Here is a 26,128-nt window from a genome sequence, read left to right as displayed (position 1 = left end):
CGTCGCACTGGATTCCGGCCTGCACCGGAATGACGAGCTGGCGCTTGCCGGACATCGCGAGCCCACCGCATGATGGCGACATGGCACCTGCCCTGTTTCCCTCCCTGCTGGACGCCACGGACTGGTCGAAGCTCGCGCCGACGGTGCAACGCATGCACGGCGAAGGCGAAGTGCTGGAGGCCAGCGGCACCGCGCAGGTCGACGGCGACACGCATCTGCTGGCGCGCCTGCTGCGCCGGATCCTGAGCTTGCCCGAACCCGGCGCCGACCAGGCCATCGCCCTCACCATCGAGCGCAACGGGCAGCGGGAAACCTGGACCCGTCGCTTTGCGCGCGGACAGATGCGCTCCACCTTGCAGCCCGGCGACGGGACCGCGCTGCGCGAGCGACTGGGACCGGTATCGCTGCACTTCTCCCTGCATCGCGACGGCCACGCCATCGACTGGCAGCTGCGGCGCGTCAGCATGCTGGGCCTGCCTTTGCCACGCGCACTTTGCGGCCATGTGCTGTCACGCAGCGGTGCGCACGAAGGTCGCTATGCCTTCGACATCGACACCCGCCTGCCGGGCATCGGTCGACTGATCGCCTATCGTGGCTGGCTGGAGATCGACCATGTCCGCTGACCTCAGTCATCCCGTCATCGTGTTTGATGGCGTCTGCATGCTGTGCAGCCGCTGGGTCGATTTCATCCTGCGCCACGATCGCGAAGGCCGTTTCCGGCTGGCCGCGATGCAAGGCGTGGAAGGACGCGCGCTGCTGATGGCGCACGGCCTGTCGCCGGATGATCCGTCATCGTTCCTGCTGGTTCAGGACGGCATCGGTTACAGCAATACCGACGCGATCGCCCGCGTGCTGCGGCAACTCGGCGGCCGCTGGCACGTCGCCGGCTCGCTGATGCGCACCGTGCCCACGGCGCTGCGCGATCCGCTCTACCGGTGGGTCGCACGCCACCGCTATCGCCTGTTCGGCAAGCGCGACCAGTGCCGGTTGCCAGCACCGGACGAGGCCTGGCGTTTCATCGACTGACCGTCTCCAGCCCCGTCCGCAACGCGAACCCGTCGAAGCCCTCGACGATCTGCTCCAGCGTCAGCAGGCCCATGCAGGGCATCGCGCCTTTCTTATCGATCAATCCATCGGCCAGGCGGCGCGCCAGCACGATCGCGGGCGTTACCGGCACCTGCGGACCATCGCCGGCGTCGGCATCGAGCCACCAGCGAAGATGCAGCGGCTCACCTGCCCGATCCTGGCCGCGCAACTCCACGGCCATGCCGCCCACATCCGAGCCGAAAGTCACGAAACGCTCGCTCAGGCGACGCAACGTCGGCGCGTGGCGCGAGAGATCGCGAACCACACCCATCCGCACCAGCACTGCCATGCTCCAGGTCGCCCATTGCAGCAGCGGCAACTCCAGGCCGGCACGGAACAACACGGTGCGCACCTGCGGGTAGCGCGCGGGGAACAGTTCCAGATCGGGGACATCACACACGCCCACGCGTCGCTGGCCGAAAGGGAACACCTGGCGCCGGCTGTCCATCCAGCCATGCGCTTCATCCCAACCACCGTTGCGCCACACGCGGATCGGACGACCGCAATAACCGAGGATCGAAGCCACGGTCGCATCGCCGCGCGGTGTGCGGTTGCCCGGATTGATGGCGTGCTCGATCGCTTCGAGCTTGGCGAAGCGCGGCAGCAAGGCGTCGACCACCGCGGCACTGAGCGCTGGCACGCTGGAAGCACCACTCACCAGCAGGCAGCCCGCACGCCACGCCTGCTTGTCGAGCCGATCAAAACCACTGACGAAACCGCGCCCGTCCGCGAGATCGATGTAGTGGCTGCCACATGCCATGCACGCTTCGGCGACGCCATAGTCCTGCCCCTGGAACGGGCCGGCGGTGTGGATCACCAGCTGCGGGCGCAGTGCCGCCAGCGCGTGGCGGAAGTTCGGATGCCCGGCATCGAGCGTGGCCACCTGCAGCCGCGAATCGCCGATGGATGCATACAGCGCTTCCAGCGACTCTGCGCGCCGCGCCGCCAGGATCAGTTCGAAGCGGGCATCGTGCGCGAGCCGCCGCGCGATGCGCGACCCGAATACGCCGGTTGCACCGATCACCACCACCCGCAAGCCCATCCGCGCACCCTTCCCGTCGCCGACTCACTCCCGATTAAAACCGAGCCGGGGGCCACATGGAAATGCCGCGCACAAAAAAGCCCGCCTTGCGGCGGGCTTTTCGATGCAACGCATCGCGTCGATCAGGCGTTGGCGACTGAATAACTCTTCAGGCGGCCAGCGAATTCCTGCAAGGCACGGATACCGCTCTGCTCGGCCTCGGCGATCCACTGCTGCAGGCCCTTGAGAGCCTGGTCGGCACCACGCTGCTCCATCAGGGCGGCGAGGCGGGCGCGGAAATCGCACACGGTGTTGAGCGTCGGACGCTTGGCCAGCACCGCCTGCATGCGATCGCGACCTTCGCTGTCCAGCCAGCGACCACCGTCGGCCAGCGCGCGACGCATGCGACGCGGTACCGCCTTGATGTTCTCGCCGGCGTGCTGCGCTTCATCGCGCAGGGTCGGCATGATCACGTTGCGGTAGAAGTCCGTCATCGCGGCGAAGCGGTGCGTCAGCACGCCCTTGAGCGTCTCGGCATCGGGCAGGTGCACGTTCGGGCGGACGTCGAGCGTCGGCGCCACGCGCAGCACCTTGGCCAGGCCAACGGCGCGCAGCGCGCAGATGGCAGCCCAGCCGATGTCGAACTCCCACTTGCGCAGGGCGAACTTGGCCGAGCTCGGGAAGGCGTGGTGGTTGTTGTGCAGCTCTTCGCCACCGATCCAGAAACCCCACGGAATGAGGTTGGTCGCGGTGTCGGCGCTCTCGAAGTTGCGGTAGCCCCACCAGTGGCCGACACCATTGACGAAACCGGCGGCCCAGAACGGGATCCAGATCATCTGCAGGGCCCACAGGGCAGCACCGATCACGCCGAACAGCGCGAGGCTGATGATCAGCATCAGGGTCGGGCCCCAATACGGATGGGCGCCATAGAGGTTGCGCTCGAGCCAGTCGTCCGGCGTGCCGCGGCCGTACTTCTCGAGGTCTTCCTTCACTTCGCTGGCGTCGCGGTACAGCGACACGCCGTCCCAGAACACCTTCTTGATGCCGTAGATCTGCGGGCTATGCGGATCTTCCTCGGTCTCGACCTTGGCGTGGTGCTTGCGATGCACCGCCACCCACTCCTTGGTGACCATGCCCGTGGTGAGCCAGCCCCAGAAGCGGAAGAAGTGCGACACCACCGGGTGCAGATCCACGCCGCGATGGGTCTGGCAGCGGTGCAGGTACAGCGTCACCGTGAAGATGGTGAGCTGGGTCATGATCAGCATGTAGATCGTCATGCTGAGCCAACCGGCGTGCGTCAGGCCGTTGGACAGGAAATTGAGGACTGCGTCGAGCATGGGAAAAGCACCCAGGTATATGAAATTTCAGTCTAAACGAGGGGTTTCCGTACCCGCCAGCATGGACAGCGCAAAATATTGTCGCACCTCAAGGAAGCGACGAAGTTAATGTGCTGTGTCACGCAAATGACGGCCTCACCCCGTTGTGTGAAGGTGGGGGCGCCATGACAATCATGCAATGAGCGCGCCTACTGCCGTATTGGAACTGGATCACATCACCCGTCATCGTGCGGGCCGACCGGCTGTTTCCGGTCTCACGCTACGCCTGGACTCCGGACAGGTACTGGGTTTGCTCGGCGTCAACGGCGCCGGCAAGTCCACTACGCTGGCCATGGTTGCCGGGGCCCTGGCACCCGACAGCGGTGCTATCCGGCTGAACGGCAAGGACTTCATGGAGCACCCGGAACTGGCGCGCAGCGTCATTGGGTGGCTGCCCGAACGTGCCCCTCTGTGGCCAGAACTGACCGTCAGCGAACATCTGGATGCGCATGGTCGCCTGCGCGGCCTCCGTGGCACCGGGCTCGCCCAGGCGCACCGACGGATTGTCGAACGGTTGGAACTCGGTTCGCTGTCGCGCCGCCTGGCCGGCGTGCTGTCGCAGGGACAGCGCCAGCGTCTCGGACTCGCCTGCGCCTTGCTGCACTCTCCACAACTGCTGGTGCTGGACGAGCCCGCCAACGCGCTCGATCCGGTGCAGGTGGCGGCGCTGCGCGAGGTGATCCGAGAGCAGGCTGCCGCGGGCACCGCCATCATTCTTTCCACCCATCTGCTGGCCGAAGTCACCGCCGCATGCGATCGCGTGGCGATCCTGCACGAAGGCCAGCTGCGCTACGACGGCGCGCTGGATGGCGCCGACCACAAGGCGCTCGAGCAGACCTTTTTCGACATCGCCATGCGCGGCAACGGGAGCAACGACAGGATGCAGGCTGCATGAGCGTGATCGCCGTGACGCGGCTGGAGCTGCGCCGCCTGTTCGTCCGCCCGCTGGCCTGGGTACTCGCCGCACTGACACTGGGTCAGCTCGCCTGGCGCTTCACGCTACTGCTGGGCGGTTTCCTCGCGGGACAGATCAAGCTGGCCGCGCTGCCGGGTGGCCCCGGCTACACGGACCTGGTCGGCGTGCCGATGCTCAGCAGCATCCTCACCGGCGGTGTGCTGCCGTTCGGCGTGGCGGAACTCGCACTGGTGATTGTGCCGCTGCTCACCATGTCGGTGATTGCCGGTGAACGCAGCAACGGCACGTTGCCGTTGTGGTTCGCCGCCGGCCTGCCCGCTTCGCGCATCGTGCTGGGCAAGTACCTCGCGCTGATGCTGTGGCTGGTGCTGTGGCTGGCACTCGCGCTGGCCATGCCGCTGAGCCTGGCGCACGGCGTCACGCTGGACTGGGGCAAGCTCGCCTCCGCTTCGCTGGGTCTGCTGCTGACCCTGGCCGCGCTCGCCGCGATCGGCGTGGCGTGCTCGGCCTATGCCTCGCATGCGTCCATCGCGGCCAGCGTGGCGCTCACCCTCGGCCTGGCCATGGCGGGCGTGAACCTCGCAGCGCAGAAGGCCGGCGCCACCAACGGTGTGTTCAACTGGGTCGCGCTGAGCAGCCATCTCGAATCCATGCTGCGCGGTCTGGTATCCACCGCCGACGTCGCCTGGTTCCTGATCGTGATCGTGGTGGCGCTCGCGCTCGCCACGCAGCGGCTCGCCGCCGAAAAGGAGCGTGGCTGATGACGCGCTTCTTCCGGCATCTGAATGGATGGCTGTTGGCGCTGGCGCTGTTGCTGGCGGCAGGCGCCGCCGGCTACCTCACCACGCGCTACGACCACGTGGCCGACTGGACCTACGGCGGTCGCGCCAGTCTCTCGGCGGAAAGCCGTGCCGTGCTGGCAACGCTGAAAGGCCCGGTGGAGATCGTCAGCTACGCCAACCCGCAGGGCGACCTGCGCAACACCGTCGCCAACTTCATGCAGCGCTACCAGCGTGTGAAGCCCGATCTCACCCTGCGCTTCGTTGACCCACAGCAGGATCCGGCCGCGATGCGCGAGCTGGGCATCACCGTGGACGGCGCGCTGATCCTGCATTACCAGGGCCGCGAGCAGCGCCTGGACGAGTTGTCCGAACGCAGCCTCACCAACGCACTGGAGCGACTCGCGCGTGGCGGCGAGCGCATCGTCGCGTTCGTGTCGGGCGACGGCGAGCGTCGTCCCAACGAAAAGGGCAACGCCGACCTCGGCATGTTCGTGGCGCAACTCGAAGGCCGCGGCATGCGCGCAGTGCCGCTCAACTTCGCGCAGGTCACCGCCGTGCCGCAGCACACCGACCTGGTGGTGCTGGCGAGCCCCGAACTGGCGCTGCCCGAAGGTGCGGTGAAGGCGCTGACCGATTACCTCGCCAACGGCGGCAACCTGCTGTGGCTGAGCGATCCGACCAACGATGACCTGCACCTGGAACCGCTGGCCAATGCACTCGGCATCCGCATCCTGCCGGGCGTACTGGTGGACGGCCAGGGCGCCGCGCTGGGCCTGAAGGATCCGCGCATGCTCGCCCTTGGCGACTATCCCAAGCATGCGATCACCCGCAACTTCACGCTCACCACGCTGTTCCCGCAGGCCTCCGCACTGGCGCTTGCCGCGCGCACCGACTGGCAGGTGGCACCGTTCCTGCGCTCCAGCGCGCAGAGCTGGACCGAGTTCAAGCCGATCGACAACGAGCAGGCCTCCACCATCGCCTACGACGCGAGCGCGGGCGAACTGAAGGGACCGCTCGACTTCGGCTTCTCGCTGAGCCGCCTGTCGCCCAGCCCCGACAAGGCCGAGCAGCGCGTGGTGGTGATCGGCGACGGCGACTTCCTCTCCAATACCTTCCTCGGCAACGGCGGCAATCGCGCGCTGGGCGAACGCATCTTCGACTGGTTGCTCGGTGACGATGCACTGGTGCAGCTGCCGCCGCGCGGCGCACCCGATCGCATCCTGCAGATTTCGCAGGCCCAGCTCAGCACGGCGACGCTGGGCTTCCTCGTGGTGCTGCCGCTGCTGCTGCTCGCCCTGGGCGGCTGGATCGCCTGGCGCCGTCGCCGCGCATGAAGCGAGCCGCGCGACAGCGACTGGTGATGCTGGCGATCGCGGTCGTGCTGGTCGCGCTCGCCACCTGGCAGTGGAAACGCGACAGCGACGAGGCCCCAGGCACGTTGCTGGGTGCGGCCCCCGAAACCGTGACGCAGATAGCCCTGCAGATCGGCAGCGGCCCTGAAGAACACTTTGCGCGTCGCGATGGCCATTGGTGGCGCACCGACGGCACGGCCGTGCGGACTGATGATGGCCGGCTGGCCGAGCTGGCTGATACCGCTGCCGCGAACGTACTCAGCTGGCGACCACTCAGCGATTTCGATCCCGCGCGCATCGGCCTCGCACCACCGGTGGCCGTGCTGACCCTCGACGGGCAACGCCTGGAGTTTGGCGAAACCTCGGTCACCGGCCCGCAGCGCTATGTGCGCGTGGGCGAGCGTGTCGCGCTGATTTCCGTGCGCTATACGCCGCGACCGGCCACGCAGGACGCCACCAAGGCCCGTTAGCCTCACGCCGACATCGCATCGCGCAGGTCAGGATCGAGGTTTGTGCCGATGGGAGCCACTTGCACCAGGCGTGGCCTTCCCCATATCAAGGCGCATCCCCAGTGTGGAGCGATGACATGACGAAGCAGGCGATCGGCGTAGTGGGCATGGCCGTGATGGGCAGCAACCTGGCGCTCAATATCGAGAGCCGTGGGCATGCGGTGTCCATCTTCAACCGCCACCGCGACCGTACCGACGAGGTGGTGGCCCAGAACCCGGGCAAGCGGCTCGTTCCCACCTACACCCTGCAGGAGTTCGTCGACTCGCTGGAAAAGCCGCGCCGCATCCTGCTGATGGTGAAGGCCGGCGAGCCCACCGATGACACGCTGGCGCAGCTCAAGCCGTTGCTCGACAAGGGCGACGTGGTCATCGACGGCGGCAACACCTTCTTCAAGGACACCATGCGCCGCGAGAGCGAGATGCATGCGGCCGGTTTGCATTTCATCGGCACCGGTGTTTCCGGTGGCGAGGAAGGCGCCCTGCACGGCCCCTCGATCATGCCGGGTGGCCCGCGCGATGCGTATGACCTGGTCGCGCCCATCCTCACCGAGATCGCGGCACGCGCGCCCGATGGCGATCCTTGCGTAGCCTACATGGGCCCGAACGGCGCCGGCCATTACGTGAAGATGGTGCACAACGGCATCGAGTACGGCGACATGCAGCTGATCGCCGAGAGCTACGCGGTGCTGCACCATGTGCTCGGCCTCACCAATGACGAACTGGCCGAGGTCTACGCCAACTGGAACAAGGGCGAGCTGGACAGCTACCTCATCAGCATCACTGCCGACATCTTCACCAAGAAAGATCCGGAAACGCGCAAGGCGATGGTCGACATCATCCTCGACCGCGCCGCGCAGAAGGGCACGGGCAAGTGGACCAGCCAGAGCGCGCTGGATCTTGGCGTGCCGCTGCCGCTCATCACCGAGTCGGTGTTCGCCCGTCTGCTGTCTGCACTGAAAGACGAACGCGTGGCCGCCAGCAAGGTGCTGCCCGGCCCGGGCCCGGTGAACTTCAGCGGTGACCGCAAGGCGTTTATCGAAGCGGTGCGGCGCGCACTGTACTTCAGCAAGATCGTTTCCTACGCGCAGGGCTTCGCGCAGTTGCGCTCGGCCTCCGATGAATACCAATGGGATCTGCCCTACGGCACCATCGCGAGCATCTTCCGTGCGGGCTGCATCATCCGCGCGCGCTTCCTGCAGAAGATCACCGATGCCTACGAGCGCGATGCGCAGCTGAAGAACCTGTTGCTCGATCCGTACTTCCGCGACATCGCCGCGCAATACCAGAGCGCGTTGCGCGAGGTGGTGGCCGCTGCGGTGAATGCCGGCGTGCCGGTGCCGTGCTTCTCTTCCGCCATCGCCTACTACGACGGCTATCGCGCCGAACATCTGCCCGCGAACCTGCTTCAGGCGCAGCGCGATTACTTTGGTGCGCATACGTTCGAGCGTGTGGACAAGCCCGGTAGTTTCCATAACGACTGGAGCTGATACGCCGGCAGTCTATCTGTGGGAGCGCACCCTGTGCGCGACTGCGGCGCATGGCGTCGCCGCTTCGTAAGGTTGTCGCGCACAGGGTGCGCTCCCACAGTGATTCGCTAAACCGAGACACCCCGTGCCCGAACTTCCCGAAGTCGAAACCACCCGTCGCGGCATCGCCCCGCACCTGATCGGACGCCACGTCACCGGCGTGACGCTGCGGCGTCCCGATTTGCGCTGGCCGATTCCGCCGGAGATCACGGACCTCCTGCCTGGCCAGCGCATACTCGACGTGGAGCGTCGTGCGAAATACCTGTTGCTGCACACCAAGGTAGGCAGCGCCCTGCTGCACCTGGGCATGACCGGCGTGCTGCGCGTGTTGCCGCCGGATGCCCTGGTCGGCAAGCACGACCACGTGGATATCGCACTCGAGGCCACCCGCACCGAAGGCCCGCGCATTCTGCGTTTCACCGACGCGCGCCGCTTCGGCTGCCTGCTGTGGCAGCCCGCGGGCGAAACACATGACTTGCTCTCCGCACTTGGGCCGGAGCCGCTCACCGATGACTTCGATGGCGACCTGCTCTGGCGCCTCTCGCGTGGACGCAGCGCGGCGGTGAAGTTGTTCTTGATGGACAACGCCATCGTGGTCGGCGTGGGCAACATCTATGCGAGCGAGGCGCTGTTCGCGGCGGGCATCGATCCGCGCAAGCCGGCCGGCACGGTGTCGCGGGTGCGTTACGCGCGTCTTGCGGCAGAGGTGAAACGCATCCTCGCGTGGGCGATCGAGCGCGGCGGCACCACGTTGCGCGATTTCATCAACCCGGACGGTGCGCCCGGATACTTCTTCCGCGAACTGCAGGCATACGGGCGCGAAGGCGAACCCTGCCTGACATGCGGGACGCCGATACGACAGGTCGTGCTGGGACAGCGCTCGACGTTCTGGTGTCCGCGCTGCCAACGGTGAGGTGCTCCGCTCTGCGCTCGTCATCCCCGCGAAAGCGGGGATCCAGTGACCTTCTGCTCTTAGCCTGATTCTGCCGCCAGCGAAAAGTGCTGGGTCGCTGGATCCCCGCTTTCGCGGGGATGACGAGCAAAAAGCGCGGCCAAGATTGGCGCGCACTGGATTCCGGCAGGGAGGGATGACGCTTCCGACTCAATCCGGCCAGCGGAATTCCACGAAGGTGTTGTTGAAATCCGGGTCTTCTTCACCACCACCAAGGTGCGCCACGAGGCCACCATGCAGTCCTTCGGCATCGAGCGACTGACCTTCGGTGAAGTGCGCACCCAGCGCTTCCAGTTCCACCAGCCGCTCGCACAGCACGCCCGCGCGATCGATGTCGCGCTCGGGCACGTTGCGGATGCTGATGTCGGGGCGACCGAACTTGCGCATGCCGCGCGTATGCACCCAATGGCGGCCCTCCTGCTCCTCGCCATCGCACAGGATCAGCAGGTGATTGCGGATCGGCGCGCCGTCGCGCACCAGGAAGCGCTGGCGCCAGCTGTTCGCATCGAACAAGGTGAGGATCTGCGGATCGAGGATGGCTGTGCCACCCACGTCCAGCAGGGCCGCCAGCACGCCCAGGGTGTCGCGCATATAGCCCGTGTCGCCTGCATCCGGGAGACGGCCGCGCACGACCAGCACTTCCGGAGCGTCCAGCGCGAGTTTGTACGCCTCGGGGGCGTCCTCCTTGAACATGCGGCCCACGGAGCCCCTGAGCGGATAGCCCTCCCACTGGCGCAGCGCCGTGTGGTGATGGCTGGTCAGCTCCACGCTCTCGGGGAGGCCTTCGCTGCCGTATTCGACGGACGGTGCACGGCCGGCCTGGAACTTGCCGAACACGAAGAACTGCAGCAGGACTTCCTCGTCACTGGGCTGCCAGTGGGGGCGTTGCCAGGCGGGAAACTGGATCTTGGACATACCGTTCCTTAGATGGATGCGGGAGGCTCAATGCCCCTCGCCCAGCGGCAGCACCGTCTGCTGCAACTCTATCCTGCCGTGTCCTTCCGTAATGTTCTTGAACTCGGCGCGACTCACCGAGACATAGCGGTCGTTGCCGCCGATCTCAACCTGCGGGCCTTCGGTGACCGCACGCCCCTGCCCGTCCACGCGCACCACCATGGTGGCCTTGCGGCCGGTGTGGCAGATGGTCTTGATCTCTTCCAGGTTGTCCGCCCAGGCCAGCAGGTAACGGCTGCCCTCGAACAGCTCGCCGCGAAAATCCGTGCGCAGGCCATAGGCAAGCACCGGGATGTTCAACTTGTCCACCACGTCGCTGAGCTGCCACACCTGCGTCTTGTTGAGGAACTGCGCCTCGTCCACGAACACGCAGTGCAGCGCACCGCGCTCGGCGATGTCCGCCTGCACCAGGGCCAGCAGGTTCTCATCCGGCCCAAAGCGGCGGGCATTGGCCTTCAGGCCGATGCGTGAGGCCACCACGCCTTCGCCGAAGCGATTGTCCAGCGCCGGGGTAAGGATGAGCGTGCGCATGCCGCGCTCGTGGTAGTTGTAAGCGCTCTGCAGCAGGGTGGTGGTCTTGCCGGCATTCATTGCCGAGTAATAGAAGTAAAGCTTGGCCATGGATGGTCCCGGAAACGAGCGCACATAGTACTGCGGCACCCGTCCCCATGGCCCTTGGCTATTTGCCCGAGGATGGTTCCGATGGCTTCACATTCTGCAGGCCACCCACTTCCACCGTCGGCCTGGACTCGACCTGGACCTTCCACTGCAGGTCCTTCATCTTCGCGTAGTTGTCGACATTCCAGACCGAAGGGCGATAGAGCTCGGTCAAGTCCATCCAGGAGGTGGCGTTCGGGTTGTACGCGCTGGTCACGCCGGCGCCATAGACCTTGCCAGGGCCGACGAAACCCACGCGGCTCCCGGTGACGTTCCTCCGCACAAATTCAAGTTCCATCTGCAGGCGATGGAGCGACACCTTGTCGTCGTACTCGGCATAGATGTCCTGGCCAACACGCAATGCCTGCGCGCGCTCGGCTTCGGTCAGCTGGCCCCAGAAATACTCGCGCTGCGCAATGAAGCGGTTGTAGCCCCGACTGGCGGCAAGATCCATCCAGGCATAGGCACGTGGGCGATCGACGGGCGTACCCACGCCCTCCCAGTACATGTTGGCCACCGCGGCCTGCGAAGGTTTGTCCGCATAGCTGCTGGCGCGCATGAACATTCGGAGGGCTCGTTCCTTGTCGCCGTTCTTGTAGGCAGCCATCGCCAGGTCCCGGTAGCGCAGATCCGGGTGCTGGTTGACCACGCTCGGGATGGCCAGCATCGATTCAAACGACTGCAGTTCCTTCATCGCCTTGGGGTCGGTGGTCACACCATCGGGCACGGGCGACTGTTCGGGCCCGGCCTCCTGGGCAGGCACGGCTGAACTTGCGCCAAGCAACACACCCAGGATCACCACCATCGGCTTTCCGGCCACGACGCTCATCCCCCGTGGGTTGCTGCTTGAGGGAGCGCGTCGACGAAGCAGCTGGCGGCCATATCGGCCAGCACGGCGCCATTGTGCTTGAAGTCGCTCCTTGAGGAGGCCGCTTGTCGCGCCCAGTCGGCGCCACTGCAGACAGCGGCCACGGGCAACATCGAATGCTTCGCGAACCTGCGCATCTCACGCTCCTGTGAGGCGGACGGTCGCCGGTGTCGCCGGCATCTCTGGCCCGACCCGCCGACCATACTACGCCCCGGCGTGTCGGCCAGGTGGACGGCCTCTGTTACCATCGTCCGCCGCTCCAGCCTGCGCACACACCATGCTCAACCCGCAACAATTGGCCGCCGTCGAACACTGCGACGGTCCGCTGCTGGTATTGGCCGGCGCGGGCTCGGGCAAGACCAGCGTGATCACGCAGAAGATCGCGTACCTGATCGCCCGCAAGAAGCTCGCCCCGTCCAAGATCGCCGCGATCACCTTCACCAACAAGGCGGCGAAGGAAATGCGCGAGCGCGTGGCCAAGCTGATCACCAGCGAAGATGCCGCCGCGCTCACCGTGTGTACCTTCCACGCGCTGGGCCTGAAGTTCCTGCAGATGGAGCACCAGCGCGCGGGCCTGCGCAAAGGCTTTTCGGTGCTCGATGCGGACGACAGCGAAGGCATCATCAAGGAACTCGCACCCAAGGGCATCAAGCCCGATGTGCTGTTCGGCATCCGCAACCTGGTGAGCCGCGCGAAGAATGCAGGCTTGTCGCCTGAAGAAGCGCTGGCGGCTGCACGCAGTCCGCGTGAGCTGGATGCAGCCACGATCTACGATCTCTACCAGCAGCGACTCTCCGCGTTCAACGCGGTGGATTTCGACGACCTGATCCGCCTGCCGCTGCGCATCCTCGAATCCGACGAGGAATGCCGCATGGCCTGGCGCGAGCGCCTGCGCTACCTGCTGGTCGACGAATACCAGGACACCAACGACGCGCAGTACCGCCTGCTCAAGGCATTGGCCGGCGAGCGCGGCCGCTTCACCTGCGTGGGCGACGACGACCAGTCGATCTACGCGTGGCGTGGCGCCAACCCCGAGAACATCGACCAGCTCGGCAAGGACTGGCCGGCGCTGCGCGTGATCAAGCTCGAGCAGAACTACCGTTGCGGCAAGCGCATCCTGCGCGCCGCCAATAAGCTGATTGCGAACAACCCCCACCTGCACGAAAAGAAGCTGTGGAGCGAGCACCCCGAAGGTGCACAGATCCGCGTGCTTGAGTGCAAGGAAAACGAGCACGAAGCCGAACGCGTCGCCGCGATCGCCGTGACGCTGGCGGAAAAGCACAAGGCGCGCTGGCACGACATCGCCATCCTGTACCGCGGCAACTTCCAGGCGCGTCCGCTGGAAAAAGCACTGCGCCTCGCGCGCGTGCCGTACCACCTTACCGGCGCACTGAGCTTCCTCGATCGCGCGGAAGTGAAGGACCTGCTCTGCTACCTGCGCCTGCTCACCAACCCCAGCGACGACGCCGCCTTCCTGCGCGTGGTGAACGTGCCCAAGCGCGAGATCGGCTCGACCACGCTGGAGAAGCTCGGCCAGATCGCGCAGACGCGCCACGCCTCGCTGCTCGATGCCGCACGCAGCGATGCCGTGCTGCGCCAGCTCACGCCGCGCCCGGCCGCCGCGCTCGCCTCGTTCACCAACCTCATGGACGAATTGCGCAGCGCTTCACTGCACAACAGCGCCGCGGACCTCGTCGAGATGGTGCTCAAGCGCACCGGCTACGCCGAACAGATCGCCGCCAGCACCACCGATCCGGCTTTGCGCGAAAGGCGCCTGGGCAACCTGCGCGAACTGGCGGACTGGTTCCGCGCCATGCAGCGCGGCAACAACACCGCCGGCGACCTTGCCGCGCAGCTCGCCCTGCTCAGCCACGCCGATCGCGACGAACCCGGCAACGCGGTGCGCATGATGACCCTGCATGCGGCAAAGGGCCTGGAGTTCCGCTTCGTCTTCATCGTCGGCTGCGAGGAAGGCACGCTGCCGCACGATGGCGCCATCGACGAGGGGCGCATCGACGAGGAGCGCCGCCTCATGTACGTGGGCATCACCCGCGCCAAGGAAATGCTCACGCTGTCGTGGTCGTCCAAGACCAAGCGCTATGGCGAAATCAACAGCAACCAGCCCAGCCGCTTCCTGCACGAGCTGCCGCAGGACGACCTGCATTGGCAGGGCAAGGATCCGGAAGCGGACAAGGAAGTGGTGCGCGAGACGGCCGAATCGCACATGGCGAAGATCGCCGCGATGCTGGCGGGCTGATCAAGCAGCATGAGCGAACACGCGTTTTCCGAAGAACAGCGGGCCGGCCTGTACCGCGCCATCCACGAGCGTCGCGACGTTCGCTCGCAGTTCCTGCCTGACCCCATTGCACCGGAGGTGCTGGCCCGCCTGCTGCGTGCCGCCCATCACGCACCTTCGGTGGGCTTCATGCAGCCGTGGGATTTCATCGTCATCGACAGTCCCGCCACCAAGCAGGCGATGAAGGCGCTGTACGAGCGCGCCAATGCCGATGCCGCTGGACGTTTCGACGGCGACCGTGCCGCGCTGTATCGACGCCTGAAACTCGAAGGCATCGTCGACAGCCCGATCAACCTGTGCATCACCTGCGACCGCACGCGTGGCGGTCCGCATGTGCTGGGCCGCAACACCATGCTGGATGCCGACCTGTTCAGCACCTGCCTGGCGGTGCAGAACCTGTGGCTTGCAGCCCGCACGGAAGGTATCGGCGTGGGCTGGGTGAGCATCGTCGATCCCGCGGAGCTGGCCACCTTGCTGGGCCTGCCGGAACACGTCGTGCCGGTGGCGTACCTGTGCCTGGGTTATGTCAGCGAATTCCTGGCACGCCCCGAACTGGAGACGGCCGGCTGGCGCTCACGCCTCCCGCTGGAGAACCTGCTGCACGGCAATCGCTGGGGCGACCCGGTGGACGATGCCCCACTCGTGGATGCCGTGATCGACGGCGCCAACGGGAAGCCGGCCTGAATTCGCCGCCAGCGCTCAGATCAGTCGCTCGGCTTCCAGCTCGCTCTTGAGATAGGCGTAATAGATCGGCCCGGCGATCAGCCCCGGCAGGCCGAACGCTGCCTCCATCAGCAGCATCGCCACCAGCAGCTCCCACGCGCGGGCACGGATCTGGCCGCCCACGATGCGCGCGTTGAGGAAGTACTCGAGCTTGTGGATGAGTATCAGGAAACCCAGCGCGGCAACGCCGACGCCGAGCGAGATGGACAGGCCGGCGATGGTGATGGCGGTGTTGGAAATGAGGTTGCCGATCACCGGCAGCAGGCCAACGATGAAGGTGACCACCACCAGCGTCTTGGCCAACGGCACGTGGATGTCCAGCAGCGGCAAGACGCCGAGCAGGAAGATCGCGGTGAACACCGTGTTGATCAGCGAGATCTTGATCTGCGCGAACACGATGTTGTGGAACGCCTCGGCCAGGCGCTGGCAGCGCAGGCCCAGTGCCGCGGCGAGCGGGCCGACCTGGTGCGCAGGCCGCGTGCGGCTCAACGCGACGATGGCACCCAGCACCATGCCGATGAGGATGTGCACGAATACGCGCGCCGCTTCCTTGCCCACCGTCTGCAGGCTCACCGAGTGCTTGCGGGTGAGCTCCAGCGCCATCACGCGCAGGTCGTCCACGCTATCAGGCAGCCAGCCCACGATGGTCGCCGGCAGCTGCTCTCGCGCCTTCTCCACCAGCGGCATCAGCTGCTGCTGCCACAGCACTTCGGGGTTGCCGATCTCGTTGCGCAGGAAGCTCACCGCGCTGAGGATCAGCAGCACCAGCAGGCCGACCACGATGGTGCCCAGCAGGGCCACCACCAGCACGCGCGCGCGGTCACCCGGGATCCGCTTGCCCAGCAGCGGCGCGGTGGACTGCACCAGCTCGTAGACCAGCAGGCCGGCGAACAGGGCCGGCAACAGGCGCAACCCGAGCACCAGCACCAGGGCGGCAGCGGCCAGTACGTAGCTGGCCGTGCGGATCGCCGTCGAAGGAGGGCGCACGAGGGACGGGGCGGTTTCCATGCAAGTTCATGCGAAGGTGGGGAGCCCCGAGTCTGTCAGTCGGACGTTGCGACCGCCAGCCCTGAAGGTGGCGACATGTGGCTGTCGTAAACTTGCCCGATCCTGATCGTTCAGTCTCACAGGGAATCCCTTCATGTCCGTTCGTTTGCCGGCGGCGTTTGCCGCCTTGATCCTGCTTGCCGGTTGCTCCAGCACCCCAAACAAGGCGCCCGCCCCGGTCGCGCCTGTAGCGCCAGCACCCGCAGCGCCCGCTGCTCCGACCACGCCCGCCGATGACAATCTCAATGCGGTGGCCTGGAGCCAGACGGCGATCGAACACGACCTGATCTACCTGCAGACCTACCGCGACGCCCAGGCACGCCTGCTCATCGCCAAGGCCGACCCGAACTGGGACGCGCTGCCCAAGGGCGATCGCGCCGCGCCGGCCAAGGGCCTGCAACCGGCCGTGGTGCTCGACATCGACGAGACCGTGCTGGACAACTCGCCGTACCAGGCACGCCTGGTGAAGAGCGGCGGCGAATACAACGAGGCCGAATGGGCGGCCTGGTGCAAGGAACAGCACGCCCGCGCGCTGCCGGGCGTGGTCGAGTTCACCCAGTTCGCCGCCAAGCACGGCGTCGCGGTGATCTACATTTCCAATCGCGCCAAGGATCTGGACCAGGACACCCTGGCCAACCTGCGCAAGGAAGGCCTGCCGGTCTCGGGCCCCGAAGCGTTCCTGGGCCTGGGCACCTTCGTCGAAGACTGCGAGCAGGTGGGTACCGAGAAGGGTTGCCGCCGCCAGCTGGTCAGTCGCAAATACCGCGTATTGATGCAGTTTGGCGACCAGATCGGCGATTTTGTGACCGTTTTGGCCAACAACGCCGAGGGCCGCCAGAAAGCCATGGCGCCGTACATGGACTGGATCGGCACCCGCTGGTTCACCCTGCCCAATCCGACCTATGGCGCCTGGGAGCCTTCTTTGTTTAATAATGACTGGACGGCACCGCGCGACGAGCGCCGCCGCCAGAAGATCCAGTCGCTGCGTTTCGATTGACCATCAATCAAATAAAATCATCAAGTTACGCAGCATAATCTAAAGTATTGCTTTAACTTTAACGGGGAAGTAATATCTCCCCCGCCAACACCTGCTGACCTTGATAATTCCGCAGGCAAGGCCATTTCCCTTCCGGCTCTGCCGGATTACCCCGTGAGGCCCAACGCCCGCGGGGTTTTCTTTTTGGGCGCCTGAAAAGCTCTTGAACGAGCTCTCAGACCCGCGCTCCGGCTCTTGTTCGGGCGAAGCCCCCGCCCTTACCCTCCGCCGACAGCCCCGAGCCTCGTGCAGGTCGACGGGCACCACATACGCCGAGACACCATGCGTCGCTCATCCGTTTTCTATGCCGTTGGCGCGTTCGTCGCCCTGCTGGTGCTGGCCACCGTTGCCGCGCTGTTCTTCACCGCGCACAAGCCCGCCGGCACCGGGCCCGTGCCCGTGGTGGTCGGTGGCGACACGCCCGAAGCGTCCGTGCAGCAGTCCGTGGCCCTGATCAAGACGGGTGACTTCGCCGGCTTCTGGAAGCACGCCCTGCCGCCGGCGGACTACGACACGCTGCGCACCGACTGGACCCGCCCGCGCCCCGACGATCACCCGATCACGCCGGAAGACCGCGAGGACTTCATCAAGAACATGCAGATGCTCACGGAGCCGGACGCGGAGACCAAGCTGTATGCCCTCGCCCGGCCCAAGCTCGCCCAGCTGAAGGCGCAGTACAGCGACCAGGTGCCGGTGATGATCGGCATCGCCCAGGCCATTGCCGCCACCGGCGTAGCGCAGAGCAAGGAACTCACCAACCCGCAGAAGCAGCAGGCCACCGAGGTCATCAACGTGCTGGCGCCGTGGGCGCAGCAGGTGCCGTGGTTCGACCAGGCGCGCGCGAAGCAGACCATCTCGGTGGCAGTGGCGACGGCGCGCAAGCTGGACATCAAGACACCCGAGCAGCTGCGCACGATGGACTTCGACACCGCCATGCAGAAGTACAGCGCCGGCTTCCTCGGCATCAAGCAGGCCCTGGCCATCTATGGCCTGTCGATCGACGACGTGCTCGATTCGGTGAAGGTGACCACGCTGGAGAACCGCAACGGCCACGCCCACGTGCGCCTCGACTACGTGCTGCTGGGCAAGCCGCTGTCCACCGAGTCGGATCTGGTCCAGCAGGACGGCCGCTGGTACAGCGCCGACATGCTGCAGAACGTGCGCGAATCACATGACCGCCTGCTGGCCGCGCCCGCGTCGGGCAGCAGCGCGCCGGAACCGGCACCCGCAACCACCTCGGCGCTCCAGGTCAAGCCAGCGCCGGTAGCGCCCGCGCAGGCTTCCACCAACAAGCATTGATCCGTCGAACAGGTTTCTCCGCCTCACCGGTTACAATCAGGGGATGCTGAATATGTCGACCACGGACACTCCCGCCCGTAGCCGCGCGCCCTGGTGGTTCAACCTGGCCGGGCAACTGCTCGAACCCTGGGTGCGCATCCGCCGCGAACCTGCCGAACCCGCTGCCTTGCTGCAGGCGGGCGTGCCCGTTTGCTATGTGATCGAGCGCGATGGCTTTTCCGATGGGCTGATCCTCGAGCGCGCCTGCCGCGAGGCCGGCCTGCCCTCGCCGATGCAGCCGCTGACGGGTACCCGCCGCAGGCGCTCGGTGTTCGCCCTGGCCCGCCGTGACGGCTGGCTGTTCGGGCGCAGCCGCCAGCGCTCGCCGAACGAGCCGCTGGGCCAGCTGGTGCGCTCGCTCGAGGGCGACCCCGAGCGCGACATCCAGATCGTGCCGGTGTCCATCTATGTCGGGCGCGCGCCTACCCGCGAGTCGGGCTGGTTCAGCGTGCTGTTCTCCGAAAACTGGGTGGTGGTGGGCCGCTTCCGCCGCATGCTGGCGCTGCTGCTCAACGGCCGCGACACCGTGGTGCACTTCTCCACGCCGGTGTCGCTGCGCACGGTGGTGAACGAAGCCGCCGAGGTCCGCCCCGAACGCCTCACCCGCAAGATCGCCCGCGTGCTGCGCACGCACTTCCGCCGCATCCGTGCGGCGGTGATCGGCCCCGACCTGTCGCACCGCCGTACCGTGGTCGACGCGGTGCTCAACGCCGAGCCGGTGCGCACCGCCATCGCTGCCGTCGCCGCGAAGGAAAACATCAGCCACGCCAAGGCCTGGCGCCGCGCGCACGACATGGTGATGGAGATCGCCGCCGACTATTCGCACCCGGTGGTGCGCTCGGTGTCGTTCCTGCTCTCCAACTTCTGGAACAAGCTGTACGACGGCATCGCCATGCACCACTTCGAGAAGGCCCGCGCTGCCGCGCCGGGCCATGAAGTGGTGTACGTGCCCTGCCATCGCAGCCATGCCGACTACCTGCTGCTGTCCTACCAGCTGCACATGTCGGGCGTGGTCGTGCCGCACATCGCGGCTGGCGTGAACCTCAACCTGCCGGGCATCGGCCCGATCCTGCGTCGCGGCGGTGCGTTCTTCCTGCGCCGCAGCTTCAAGGGCAACGCGCTGTACTCGGTAGTGTTCAACGAATACCTGGCACAGCTGATCGATCGCGGCGTGCCGATCGAGTACTTCATCGAAGGCGGCCGTTCGCGTACCGGACGACTGCTGGCGCCGCGCGCCGGCATGCTGGTGATGACCGTGCGCGCCTTCCTGCGCGCGCCGCGCCGCCCGGTGATATTCCAGCCCGTGTACATCGGCTACGAGAAGCTGATGGAAGGCAAGAGCTACATCGGCGAACTCTCCGGCAAGCCCAAGGAGAAGGAATCGCTGCTCGGCCTGCTGCGTGGCCTGAAGGTGCTGCGCCAGCGCTACGGCCATGTCGCGCTCAACTTCGGCGAACCGATCGAGCTCAATCCGATGCTCGATGCCGCCAGCCCCGACTGGCGCGCCGCCATTGCCGCCGATCCCGATGCCAAGCCCGAGTGGCTGGGCCGCGTGGTGGATGACCTGGCCGAACGTATCCAGATCAATATCAACCGCGCGGCGGACGTGAACCCGATCAACCTGCTGGCGCTGGCCCTGCTGGCCACGCCCAAGCATGCGATGGCGGAGAACGACCTGCTGGCGCAGCTGGAACTGACCAAGGCGCTGCTGGAAGAACAACCCTTCTCGGACCGCGTGACGCTGACCTCGATGGATCCGGCCGGCATCATCGCCTACGGCGAGCAGATGGGCTGGATCCGCCGCGTGCGCCACTCGCTGGGCGACGTGCTGGTCACCGAGGATGAGCAGGCGGTACTGCTCAGCTACTTCCGCAACAACGTGTTGCACCTGACGGCGACCGCTGCGTGGGTGGCGTGCTGCTTCCTCAACAACCGCCGCATGTCGCGCGCCTCGGTGTTGCGCCTGGGCCGCATCATCTATCCGTTCATCCAGGGCGAGCTGTTCCTGCCGTGGGACGCGGAAGGCTTCTGCAACCAGCTGCAGGCAACCATCGACTTCTTCGTTCGCCGCGGCCTGCTCGAAGCGACCGGCGATGGCCGCGTGCTGGAGCGTGGCCCTGGCCAGGACGATGGTGCCTTCCAGCTGCGCATCATCGCGCGCAGCCTGATCCAGGCCTTCGAGCGCTACTACATCACCATCGCCGCGCTGGTGAAGAACGGCCCGCACACCATGACGGGCGCCGAGCTGGAGAACGCCTGCACGCTCACCGCGCAGCGCCTCAGCCTGCTCAACGAACTGTCGGCGCCGGAGTTCTTCGACAAGGCGCTGTTCCGCGGCTTCATCCAGAAGCTGCGCGAGAGCCGCATCGTGTGGACCGACGACGCCGGCAAGCTGGACTACGACCACGCGCTGGAGGACATGGTGCGCGATGCGCGCGTGATCCTGGCGCGCGAGGTGCGCCATTCGATCCTCAAGATCACCCCGGGCGGCGACAACGACAAGGATGCGGACGGCAAGCCGGTGCCGGCGGATGCGTCCAGCGAAGCGCTGCACGAGCGGCACGTGGCGGCGGAGCATCATGCCCACGCGCCCGAGGAGGTCACCCCGGTGGAGACCGTCCCGGCGACGGAAGAAGCAACGCCGGGCGACATCGCCGGCAAGCAGTGACGATCCAGAGGGGTGACTAAAGTCACCCCTCTTCGTATCGGCCGCTCCCCTAAGATGGCTGCTTCCACCCGGGGAGCACACCATGACCACACGCGTTGCCTTCGCGATCGCTGCCGCGCTCGCGCTACCCGCCGCCATCGCGGCCGAGGCGCCCACCGCCAACCACGACGTCACCGTGCTGCACTGCGCACGACTGGTCGATCCCGCGGCCGGCAAGCTGCTGGGCGAGAGCACGCTGGTGATCGAGGGCAACCGGGTCAAGGAGATCAAGAGCGGCCGTGCCGACGATGCACCGTACCGCGATGGCGCCAGCGCCGCGGGCGGCCGTTTCGCCGCCGTGGAACTCGCCAATGCGACCTGCATGCCCGGCCTGATCGACTCGCACACGCACCTGTCCTTCGAGACGAGCCCGAGCAGCTACTCCGACCAGTTCCGCTGGAACGTGGCCGACTACGCGGTGCGCTCCACCGTCTTCGCCCGCCGCACCCTGCTCGCCGGCTTCACCAGCGTGCGCAACCTCGGTGACGGCAACAACGAAACGATCGCCCTGCGCAACGCCATCAACGCCGGCATCGTGCCGGGCCCGCGCATCTTCACTGCAGGTCGGCCGATCGGCACCACCGGCGGCCACGCGGACCCGACGGATGGCTATCGCTCTGACCTGGCCGGCGACCCGGACGCGAAGGAAGGCGTCATCAACAGCGCCGATGACGCCTACAAGGCCGTGCGCCAGCACTACAAGGACGGCGTGGACGTCATCAAGATCATGCCCTCCGGCGGCGTGCTCGATGAGAGCGCCAGCGCGGATAACGCGCAGATGACCATCGATGAGATCAAGGCGGTGGTCACCGCCGCGCACGATTACGGCTTCACCGTGGCGGCTCATGCGCATGGCGCCGAAGCAATCCGCCGCGCGACGCTCGCCGGTGTGGACTCCATTGAACACGGCACCTTCATGAACGACGAGGACATGAAGCTGATGAAGGAACACGGCACCTGGTTCGTGCCCACCATCATCGCCGGCAAATACGTGCAGGAAATGGCCGCCAAGCCGGGCTACTACCCGCCGCAGGTCGCCGCCAAGGCCATGAAGGTTGGTCCGCTCATCCAGGCCACCGCCGGCAGGGCCTACAAGGCCGGCGTGAAGATCGCTTTCGGCACGGATGCGGCGGTTTACCCGCACGGCCAGAACGCCAAGGAATTCGAATACATGGTGCAGGCCGGCATGCCACCGATGTTCGTGCTGCAGGCTGCCACCACCCATGCGGCCGAACTGCTGCACAAACAGGACGACCTGGGCCAGATCGCCGTGGGCCGTCGCGCGGATGTAGTCGCGGTGCCGGGCAACCCGCTGGATGACATCACGCTGATGCAGAAGGTCAGCTTCGTGATGAAGGATGGCGTGGTCTACAAGCAGGACGGCAAGGCTACGATGTAAGGCTCCCGCTTCGCCCCCTCTCCCCTCCGGGGGGAGGGTTGGGGGAGGGGTGGATGCTCGCGATAACACCATCTATGGCACGCCGCTGTAGGAGCACTACCCAGTGCACAACCGCGGTGCCATGCATCACCTCTGCGGTCGCGCACAGGGTGCGCTCCCACAACGAACGATGCCCCCCAACCATCTCTGCAACGCGATGTGACGCGCAGCGGCACGAGCCTTCAAACATCCCCTGTGTGGCGGTGAGGGGTGGACGATCAGGCCCCGCAGGGGTGCCCGGCAAGGACGTCGGGCACTTTTCGTCCGGGCAGGAGCCCGGTCGAAAAGCCCGGCCGCCCCTCACGGACTGGCTGGGCCGTAGGCCCGGCCAGCGCCACGCGGGGTGCTCTTTCTTTTGGCATTGCCACCTTTACGGTGGTTACTTTTCTTTACTCCGGGCATCCTGCCCTCCGCCCTTCGGGCCGGCTTCGCCGTTCGCACGCGCTCCTGCGCGTGCGTGAGCAAGCAAAGAAAAGTGACCCGGCCTTCCCACGGGGACTAGCTTCGCGTCGCCGGCAGGAGGGCGGAAGCCCGCCGCAGGCGAGCCAGCTGGCGCCACGCAAGAACAGAAACGACAATCACTGGACTACTCGCGAAGCTCGCCCCTACGGGCGTTCTGCGCGCTTCGCGCTTGTCCTGCCTTCGCGGGAGTGACGGATCGGAAGGACCGAGGCGAAAGGCCATCGCGCACTGGGTGCGCTCCTACAAGAGCAAAAACGAAACGGGGCCCGCGACATCATCGCGAGCCCCGCTCCACGGACCTGTCTCTCAGAGGAGAGACAAACCCCTCATCAACGCGCCTTCAACAGATCCGCCAGACGATCCGGCTTGCCTGCGATGCGCTCCAGGTGCGGATACTTCAGGCCATCGTGGTAATCGATGCGGATCGTCTTGTACTCGTCGAAGTTCTTTACCAGCAGTTCCACCGGCTGGTTCTTGTCCTTCGCCGCGGCAGTCACCGCGTCCTTGATGGCGTCGCTGGAGTATTCCTTGCCGTTCACCGCAACCAGCTTCATGCCCGGCGACAGGCCGGCCTTGAAGGCGGGGCCGTCCCACAGCACGTCGGCGATGTCGCCGCCCTTGCCCACCGAAACGCCCAGCGAATAGGTGAGGTTGGCGCCGCCCATGCGCGCTTCGACGGCCTTGGACACGGCCGAGGGCTTGTCGTTGTAGACCAGCTTCCAGCCGTTGGCCTCGAAGCCGCCGATCAGCGGGCCGTGGCCGTCCAGACGCTCGCGCAGGTAGGTGGTCCAGTCGTACGGGGTGATGTCGTTGAGCGTCTTCACCACGTCTTCGAACGTATAGGTATTGACGTCCCACTCGCCGTTCTTCATGCCGAAGAAGGCCTTGGCGAAGTCGTCGATGGAGCGCTTGTTGCCGGTGAGGTCACGCAGCTTGCCGTCGACGTCCATCCAGATCATCTGGCCACCGGAATAGTAGTCCTCGCTCATCTGGTAGTTGCGATACGGCAGCGGGCGGCGCATCGCGATGATCGGGTCGTTGGTGGTGTCCTGGATGTTGCGCCACTGCTGCAGGCCCGGGCGGCCCTTGTCGTAGGTGGCGGCGACATTGGCCAGCATGTCCAGCGCATCTTCCTGCTTCCACAAGCCCGAGCGCGCGGCCATCACGTAGCCCCAGAACTGGGTCTGGCCTTCGTACACCCACAGCAGGCTGTCCTGCATGGGCACGTTGAAGTTCGGCGTGGTGAGGTCGGCGCCGCGACGGTACTTGCCGTCCCACGAGTGGTTGAACTCGTGCGAGAGCAGGTCGCGCATGACCACGCTCTTGTCCCACTCGGTGAAGTAGCCGGTGCCCACGCCGTTCTCGCTCGAACGGTGGTGCTCCAGGCCATTGCCCGACATCTTGTCGCTCAGCGAGAACAGGAAGTCGTAGTGGTTGTAGTGGTGCGCGCCATACAGCTTGTACATCTGCTGCACCAGGTTCTGGTGCACCTTCAGCTGCTCGGGCTTGATCTCGAGGAACTTCGGATCATCCGCCACGATGTTGAGGAAGACCGGCGTCTGTGCGCCCGGGTCCAGGTCCACGCGCTTGAAGTACTTGCCCGCATAGATCGGCGAGTCGACGAGGTCGTCGTAGTCGATCGGCTTGAAGTTCACCGTGTCGCCGCTGCGCGAGGCCATCTCCAGCGCGCTGCCGTACTGCCAGCCGGCCGGGAAGGTCACGCTGGTCTCGGCCTTGATGCGGCTGGCGAAGTAGCCGGCCGGGTACAGCGACACCGAATTCCACTGCACGTTGAGCATTTCCGGCGTCATCACCACGCGACCCTGGCGGGTGTCCTGCGCGGAGAGGAACTGGAACTCCACTTCCACGTTGCTCGCGCCTTCCGGCACATCCACGTGGAACGCGAACACGTTGAGCGGATCGCGCTTCCACGGGATCACCTTGCCGTTCGCCTTCACCACCAGGCCAGCCAGCTTGTCGATCGAGCCGGTCGGCGAGTGGTTGCCCGGCAGCCACTGCGGGTACAGCAGGGTGAGCGGGCCGGCCTTCGCCGGCACCACCTCGTGCACGCGGAACACGCGATGCGCGAGATCGGTGGCATCGACATTGATCTTCAACACGCCGTCGAACGGAATGTCTTGCGGCGCGGGCACGTCGGCGAGTGCGGCGAAGCTGCCCAGGCCAAAGGCTGAAGCGAGGATGGCGGAAGCGAGACGCGAGGCTTTCAAGAGGTTCTCCTGTGAAAATCCGTGCAACAAAATGCGAAGCTGCACGGAACATGAACCTCTGATGCTAGTGCGACAACGCACACCACACCCCCTGCCATTGGTCATGGCGGTGTCTGAACCTCGCCCGTCCCACAGAATGTCGCACCCGCTATGTGCGCGTTAAATGCCCGTATCCTTTCGTCACCGCGATCCCCACGCGGACCAATGCGACCTTCCCCCTTAGGCGCCGCATTGGAACCACAAGAAAATGATGGAGCACTCCATGAACAAGACTTTGTTTGCGGCCGTCTTGGCCGTCGCTGCCGTTTCGCCGTTTGCCGCCAAGGCCGACGAGAGCAACCAGCTCGACAACTTCTTCGTCGCCGGCAACCTCGGCCAGAGCAACTACCGCATCGGCGGCATCTCCGACAAGAGCGACGCGTTCTACAACGTGCGCTTCGGTTGGCGCTGGAACGGCATCGTCGGCGCCGAACTCGGCTACGCCGACCTTGGCAAGGCCAAGAACGATGCTGACTTCGTCAGCACCTGGGCCAAGCCGCGCGTCGCACAGCTTGGCGTGACCGCCAAGTACAACTTCTACAACAACTGGTACGTCACCGGTCACGGCGGCTACCTGCGTTCGCGCACCACCGCTGGCGTCACTGTGGGCGACGCGTCCGTCTCGCAGAAGAGCTGGAACAACGGCTGGTACGCCGGTGCAGGCGTGGGCTACGACGTCACCAAGAACGTCAGCCTGGCGCTGAACTACGACAACTACCACGTGAAGTACGGCCGCGCTGGCTCCAGCGAGTCGCAGCTCAACACCAACATCGCGGCCTACTCGGCTTCGGTGGAATACCGCTTCTAAGCATTGC

At 65.9% G+C, this 26,128-nt stretch carries 22 protein-coding genes; 15 read left to right on the top strand and 7 right to left on the bottom strand.

The window, feature by feature from the left end; all coding sequences use genetic code 11:
* Nucleotides 1-80 precede the first annotated feature (80 nt).
* Nucleotides 81-623, top strand: a complete 543-nt coding sequence (locus tag EPB08_RS00715; RefSeq protein ID WP_130617152.1) for a DUF4166 domain-containing protein — start codon at nucleotides 81-83, stop codon at nucleotides 621-623.
* The gene (locus EPB08_RS00710) at nucleotides 613-1,026 is read left to right on the top strand and encodes a thiol-disulfide oxidoreductase DCC family protein (RefSeq protein ID WP_130617151.1); all 414 of its coding nucleotides are present in this window, start codon (nucleotides 613-615) and stop codon (nucleotides 1,024-1,026) included. The genes EPB08_RS00715 and EPB08_RS00710 overlap by 11 nt, the downstream gene beginning before the upstream one ends.
* On the opposite strand, the gene EPB08_RS00705 is transcribed toward EPB08_RS00710, so the two are convergent.
* Nucleotides 1,016-2,128, bottom strand: coding sequence for a saccharopine dehydrogenase family protein (locus EPB08_RS00705; protein ID WP_130617150.1), 1,113 nt, complete (start codon nucleotides 2,126-2,128; stop codon nucleotides 1,016-1,018). The genes EPB08_RS00710 and EPB08_RS00705 overlap by 11 nt on opposite strands.
* Nucleotides 2,129-2,250: 122 nt before the next feature.
* Nucleotides 2,251-3,444, bottom strand: coding sequence for a DesA family fatty acid desaturase (locus tag EPB08_RS00700; RefSeq protein ID WP_130617149.1), 1,194 nt, complete (start codon nucleotides 3,442-3,444; stop codon nucleotides 2,251-2,253).
* 178 nt (nucleotides 3,445-3,622) lie between these two features.
* Here EPB08_RS00700 and EPB08_RS00695 point away from each other — a divergent pair, with 178 nt between their 5' ends.
* From EPB08_RS00695 to mutM, 6 genes are all read left to right on the top strand, one after another.
* On the top strand, nucleotides 3,623-4,378 hold the full coding sequence (locus tag EPB08_RS00695; RefSeq protein ID WP_130617148.1) for an ABC transporter ATP-binding protein: 756 nt from the start codon (nucleotides 3,623-3,625) through the stop codon (nucleotides 4,376-4,378).
* A complete protein-coding gene (locus EPB08_RS00690; protein ID WP_130617147.1) occupies nucleotides 4,375-5,160 on the top strand; it encodes an ABC transporter permease in 786 nt (261 codons plus the stop codon). The genes EPB08_RS00695 and EPB08_RS00690 overlap by 4 nt, the downstream gene beginning before the upstream one ends.
* Nucleotides 5,160-6,515 (top strand): GldG family protein, encoded by a 1,356-nt coding sequence (locus EPB08_RS00685; protein ID WP_130617146.1) that lies wholly within the window; start codon nucleotides 5,160-5,162, stop codon nucleotides 6,513-6,515. The genes EPB08_RS00690 and EPB08_RS00685 overlap by 1 nt, the downstream gene beginning before the upstream one ends.
* Nucleotides 6,512-7,003: a hypothetical protein gene (locus EPB08_RS00680; RefSeq protein ID WP_130617145.1), complete on the top strand. Its 492-nt coding sequence runs from the start codon at nucleotides 6,512-6,514 to the stop codon at nucleotides 7,001-7,003. The genes EPB08_RS00685 and EPB08_RS00680 overlap by 4 nt, the downstream gene beginning before the upstream one ends.
* Nucleotides 7,004-7,119: 116 nt before the next feature.
* Nucleotides 7,120-8,529 (top strand): NADP-dependent phosphogluconate dehydrogenase, encoded by a 1,410-nt coding sequence (gndA, locus tag EPB08_RS00675; protein ID WP_130617144.1) that lies wholly within the window; start codon nucleotides 7,120-7,122, stop codon nucleotides 8,527-8,529.
* A 124-nt stretch (nucleotides 8,530-8,653) separates the two neighbouring features.
* Nucleotides 8,654-9,481 carry a bifunctional DNA-formamidopyrimidine glycosylase/DNA-(apurinic or apyrimidinic site) lyase gene (gene mutM, locus EPB08_RS00670; RefSeq protein WP_130617143.1) on the top strand — a complete coding sequence of 276 codons (828 nt, stop codon included), beginning with the start codon at nucleotides 8,654-8,656 and terminating at the stop codon, nucleotides 9,479-9,481.
* A 189-nt stretch (nucleotides 9,482-9,670) separates the two neighbouring features.
* On the opposite strand, the gene EPB08_RS00665 is transcribed toward mutM, so the two are convergent.
* The 3 genes from EPB08_RS00665 to EPB08_RS00655 are packed head-to-tail and all read right to left on the bottom strand — an operon-like array spanning nucleotide 9,671 to nucleotide 11,951.
* Nucleotides 9,671-10,435 carry a hypothetical protein gene (locus EPB08_RS00665; RefSeq protein WP_130617142.1) on the bottom strand — a complete coding sequence of 255 codons (765 nt, stop codon included), beginning with the start codon at nucleotides 10,433-10,435 and terminating at the stop codon, nucleotides 9,671-9,673.
* 27 nt (nucleotides 10,436-10,462) lie between these two features.
* Nucleotides 10,463-11,095: a thymidine kinase gene (locus EPB08_RS00660; RefSeq protein WP_130617141.1), complete on the bottom strand. Its 633-nt coding sequence runs from the start codon at nucleotides 11,093-11,095 to the stop codon at nucleotides 10,463-10,465.
* Between the two features lie 58 nt (nucleotides 11,096-11,153).
* Nucleotides 11,154-11,951: a tetratricopeptide repeat protein gene (locus EPB08_RS00655; protein ID WP_130617140.1), complete on the bottom strand. Its 798-nt coding sequence runs from the start codon at nucleotides 11,949-11,951 to the stop codon at nucleotides 11,154-11,156.
* 325 nt (nucleotides 11,952-12,276) lie between these two features.
* On the opposite strand from EPB08_RS00655, the gene EPB08_RS00650 reads away from it, so the two are divergent.
* Entirely contained in the window at nucleotides 12,277-14,256 is a 1,980-nt protein-coding gene (locus EPB08_RS00650; protein WP_130617139.1) for a UvrD-helicase domain-containing protein, read from the top strand.
* A 9-nt stretch (nucleotides 14,257-14,265) separates the two neighbouring features.
* Entirely contained in the window at nucleotides 14,266-14,979 is a 714-nt protein-coding gene (gene bluB / locus EPB08_RS00645; RefSeq protein WP_130617138.1) for a 5,6-dimethylbenzimidazole synthase, read from the top strand.
* A gap of 15 nt (nucleotides 14,980-14,994) precedes the next feature.
* Here bluB and EPB08_RS00640 read toward each other — a convergent pair whose 3' ends face one another.
* Nucleotides 14,995-16,026, bottom strand: coding sequence for an AI-2E family transporter (locus EPB08_RS00640; RefSeq protein ID WP_130617137.1), 1,032 nt, complete (start codon nucleotides 16,024-16,026; stop codon nucleotides 14,995-14,997).
* Nucleotides 16,027-16,159: 133 nt separating this feature from the next.
* Here EPB08_RS00640 and EPB08_RS00635 point away from each other — a divergent pair, with 133 nt between their 5' ends.
* The 4 genes from EPB08_RS00635 to EPB08_RS00620 all read left to right on the top strand — a co-directional run bounded on the left by EPB08_RS00635 (nucleotide 16,160) and on the right by EPB08_RS00620 (nucleotide 22,545).
* The gene (locus EPB08_RS00635; RefSeq protein WP_130617136.1) at nucleotides 16,160-17,062 is read left to right on the top strand and encodes a 5'-nucleotidase, lipoprotein e(P4) family; all 903 of its coding nucleotides are present in this window, start codon (nucleotides 16,160-16,162) and stop codon (nucleotides 17,060-17,062) included.
* A gap of 321 nt (nucleotides 17,063-17,383) precedes the next feature.
* Complete coding sequence (locus EPB08_RS00630; protein ID WP_130617135.1) at nucleotides 17,384-18,400, top strand: hypothetical protein; 1,017 nt, start codon at nucleotides 17,384-17,386, stop codon at nucleotides 18,398-18,400.
* Nucleotides 18,401-18,443: 43 nt separating this feature from the next.
* The gene (gene plsB, locus EPB08_RS00625; RefSeq protein WP_425598234.1) at nucleotides 18,444-21,107 is read left to right on the top strand and encodes a glycerol-3-phosphate 1-O-acyltransferase PlsB; all 2,664 of its coding nucleotides are present in this window, start codon (nucleotides 18,444-18,446) and stop codon (nucleotides 21,105-21,107) included.
* Nucleotides 21,108-21,189: 82 nt separating this feature from the next.
* Complete coding sequence (locus tag EPB08_RS00620; RefSeq protein ID WP_130617133.1) at nucleotides 21,190-22,545, top strand: metal-dependent hydrolase family protein; 1,356 nt, start codon at nucleotides 21,190-21,192, stop codon at nucleotides 22,543-22,545.
* 830 nt (nucleotides 22,546-23,375) lie between these two features.
* Here EPB08_RS00620 and EPB08_RS00615 read toward each other — a convergent pair.
* The gene (locus tag EPB08_RS00615; protein ID WP_130617132.1) at nucleotides 23,376-25,274 is read right to left on the bottom strand and encodes a M61 family metallopeptidase; all 1,899 of its coding nucleotides are present in this window, start codon (nucleotides 25,272-25,274) and stop codon (nucleotides 23,376-23,378) included.
* A 262-nt stretch (nucleotides 25,275-25,536) separates the two neighbouring features.
* On the opposite strand from EPB08_RS00615, the gene EPB08_RS00610 reads away from it, so the two are divergent.
* Nucleotides 25,537-26,121: an outer membrane protein gene (locus tag EPB08_RS00610; RefSeq protein ID WP_165418345.1), complete on the top strand. Its 585-nt coding sequence runs from the start codon at nucleotides 25,537-25,539 to the stop codon at nucleotides 26,119-26,121.
* The last annotated feature ends 7 nt before the right edge of the window (nucleotides 26,122-26,128 follow it).

This window comes from Dyella amyloliquefaciens, from assembly GCF_004296575.1.
Taxonomy (GTDB): Bacteria; Pseudomonadota; Gammaproteobacteria; order Xanthomonadales; family Rhodanobacteraceae; genus Dyella; species Dyella amyloliquefaciens.
Note: the sequence above shows the minus strand (reverse complement) of the source record. Positions and strands in the feature narration are given on the sequence as shown.

Excerpts from the sequence above, each read along its gene's own strand:
- EPB08_RS00715 (WP_130617152.1), top strand. The coding sequence starts at position 81 with ATGGCACCTGCCCTGTTTCCCTCCCTGCTGGACGCCACGGACTGGTCG.
- EPB08_RS00710 (WP_130617151.1), top strand. The coding sequence starts at position 613 with ATGTCCGCTGACCTCAGTCATCCCGTCATCGTGTTTGATGGCGTCTGC.
- EPB08_RS00705 (WP_130617150.1), bottom strand. The coding sequence starts at position 2,128 with ATGGGCTTGCGGGTGGTGGTGATCGGTGCAACCGGCGTATTCGGGTCG.
- EPB08_RS00700 (WP_130617149.1), bottom strand. The coding sequence starts at position 3,444 with ATGCTCGACGCAGTCCTCAATTTCCTGTCCAACGGCCTGACGCACGCC.
- EPB08_RS00695 (WP_130617148.1), top strand. The coding sequence starts at position 3,623 with ATGAGCGCGCCTACTGCCGTATTGGAACTGGATCACATCACCCGTCAT.
- EPB08_RS00690 (WP_130617147.1), top strand. The coding sequence starts at position 4,375 with ATGAGCGTGATCGCCGTGACGCGGCTGGAGCTGCGCCGCCTGTTCGTC.
- EPB08_RS00685 (WP_130617146.1), top strand. The coding sequence starts at position 5,160 with ATGACGCGCTTCTTCCGGCATCTGAATGGATGGCTGTTGGCGCTGGCG.
- EPB08_RS00680 (WP_130617145.1), top strand. The coding sequence starts at position 6,512 with ATGAAGCGAGCCGCGCGACAGCGACTGGTGATGCTGGCGATCGCGGTC.
- gndA (WP_130617144.1), top strand. The coding sequence starts at position 7,120 with ATGACGAAGCAGGCGATCGGCGTAGTGGGCATGGCCGTGATGGGCAGC.
- EPB08_RS00665 (WP_130617142.1), bottom strand. The coding sequence starts at position 10,435 with ATGTCCAAGATCCAGTTTCCCGCCTGGCAACGCCCCCACTGGCAGCCC.
- EPB08_RS00660 (WP_130617141.1), bottom strand. The coding sequence starts at position 11,095 with ATGGCCAAGCTTTACTTCTATTACTCGGCAATGAATGCCGGCAAGACC.
- EPB08_RS00650 (WP_130617139.1), top strand. The coding sequence starts at position 12,277 with ATGCTCAACCCGCAACAATTGGCCGCCGTCGAACACTGCGACGGTCCG.
- bluB (WP_130617138.1), top strand. The coding sequence starts at position 14,266 with ATGAGCGAACACGCGTTTTCCGAAGAACAGCGGGCCGGCCTGTACCGC.
- EPB08_RS00640 (WP_130617137.1), bottom strand. The coding sequence starts at position 16,026 with ATGGAAACCGCCCCGTCCCTCGTGCGCCCTCCTTCGACGGCGATCCGC.
- EPB08_RS00635 (WP_130617136.1), top strand. The coding sequence starts at position 16,160 with ATGTCCGTTCGTTTGCCGGCGGCGTTTGCCGCCTTGATCCTGCTTGCC.
- EPB08_RS00630 (WP_130617135.1), top strand. The coding sequence starts at position 17,384 with ATGCGTCGCTCATCCGTTTTCTATGCCGTTGGCGCGTTCGTCGCCCTG.
- plsB (WP_425598234.1), top strand. The coding sequence starts at position 18,444 with ATGCTGAATATGTCGACCACGGACACTCCCGCCCGTAGCCGCGCGCCC.
- EPB08_RS00620 (WP_130617133.1), top strand. The coding sequence starts at position 21,190 with ATGACCACACGCGTTGCCTTCGCGATCGCTGCCGCGCTCGCGCTACCC.
- EPB08_RS00610 (WP_165418345.1), top strand. The coding sequence starts at position 25,537 with ATGAACAAGACTTTGTTTGCGGCCGTCTTGGCCGTCGCTGCCGTTTCG.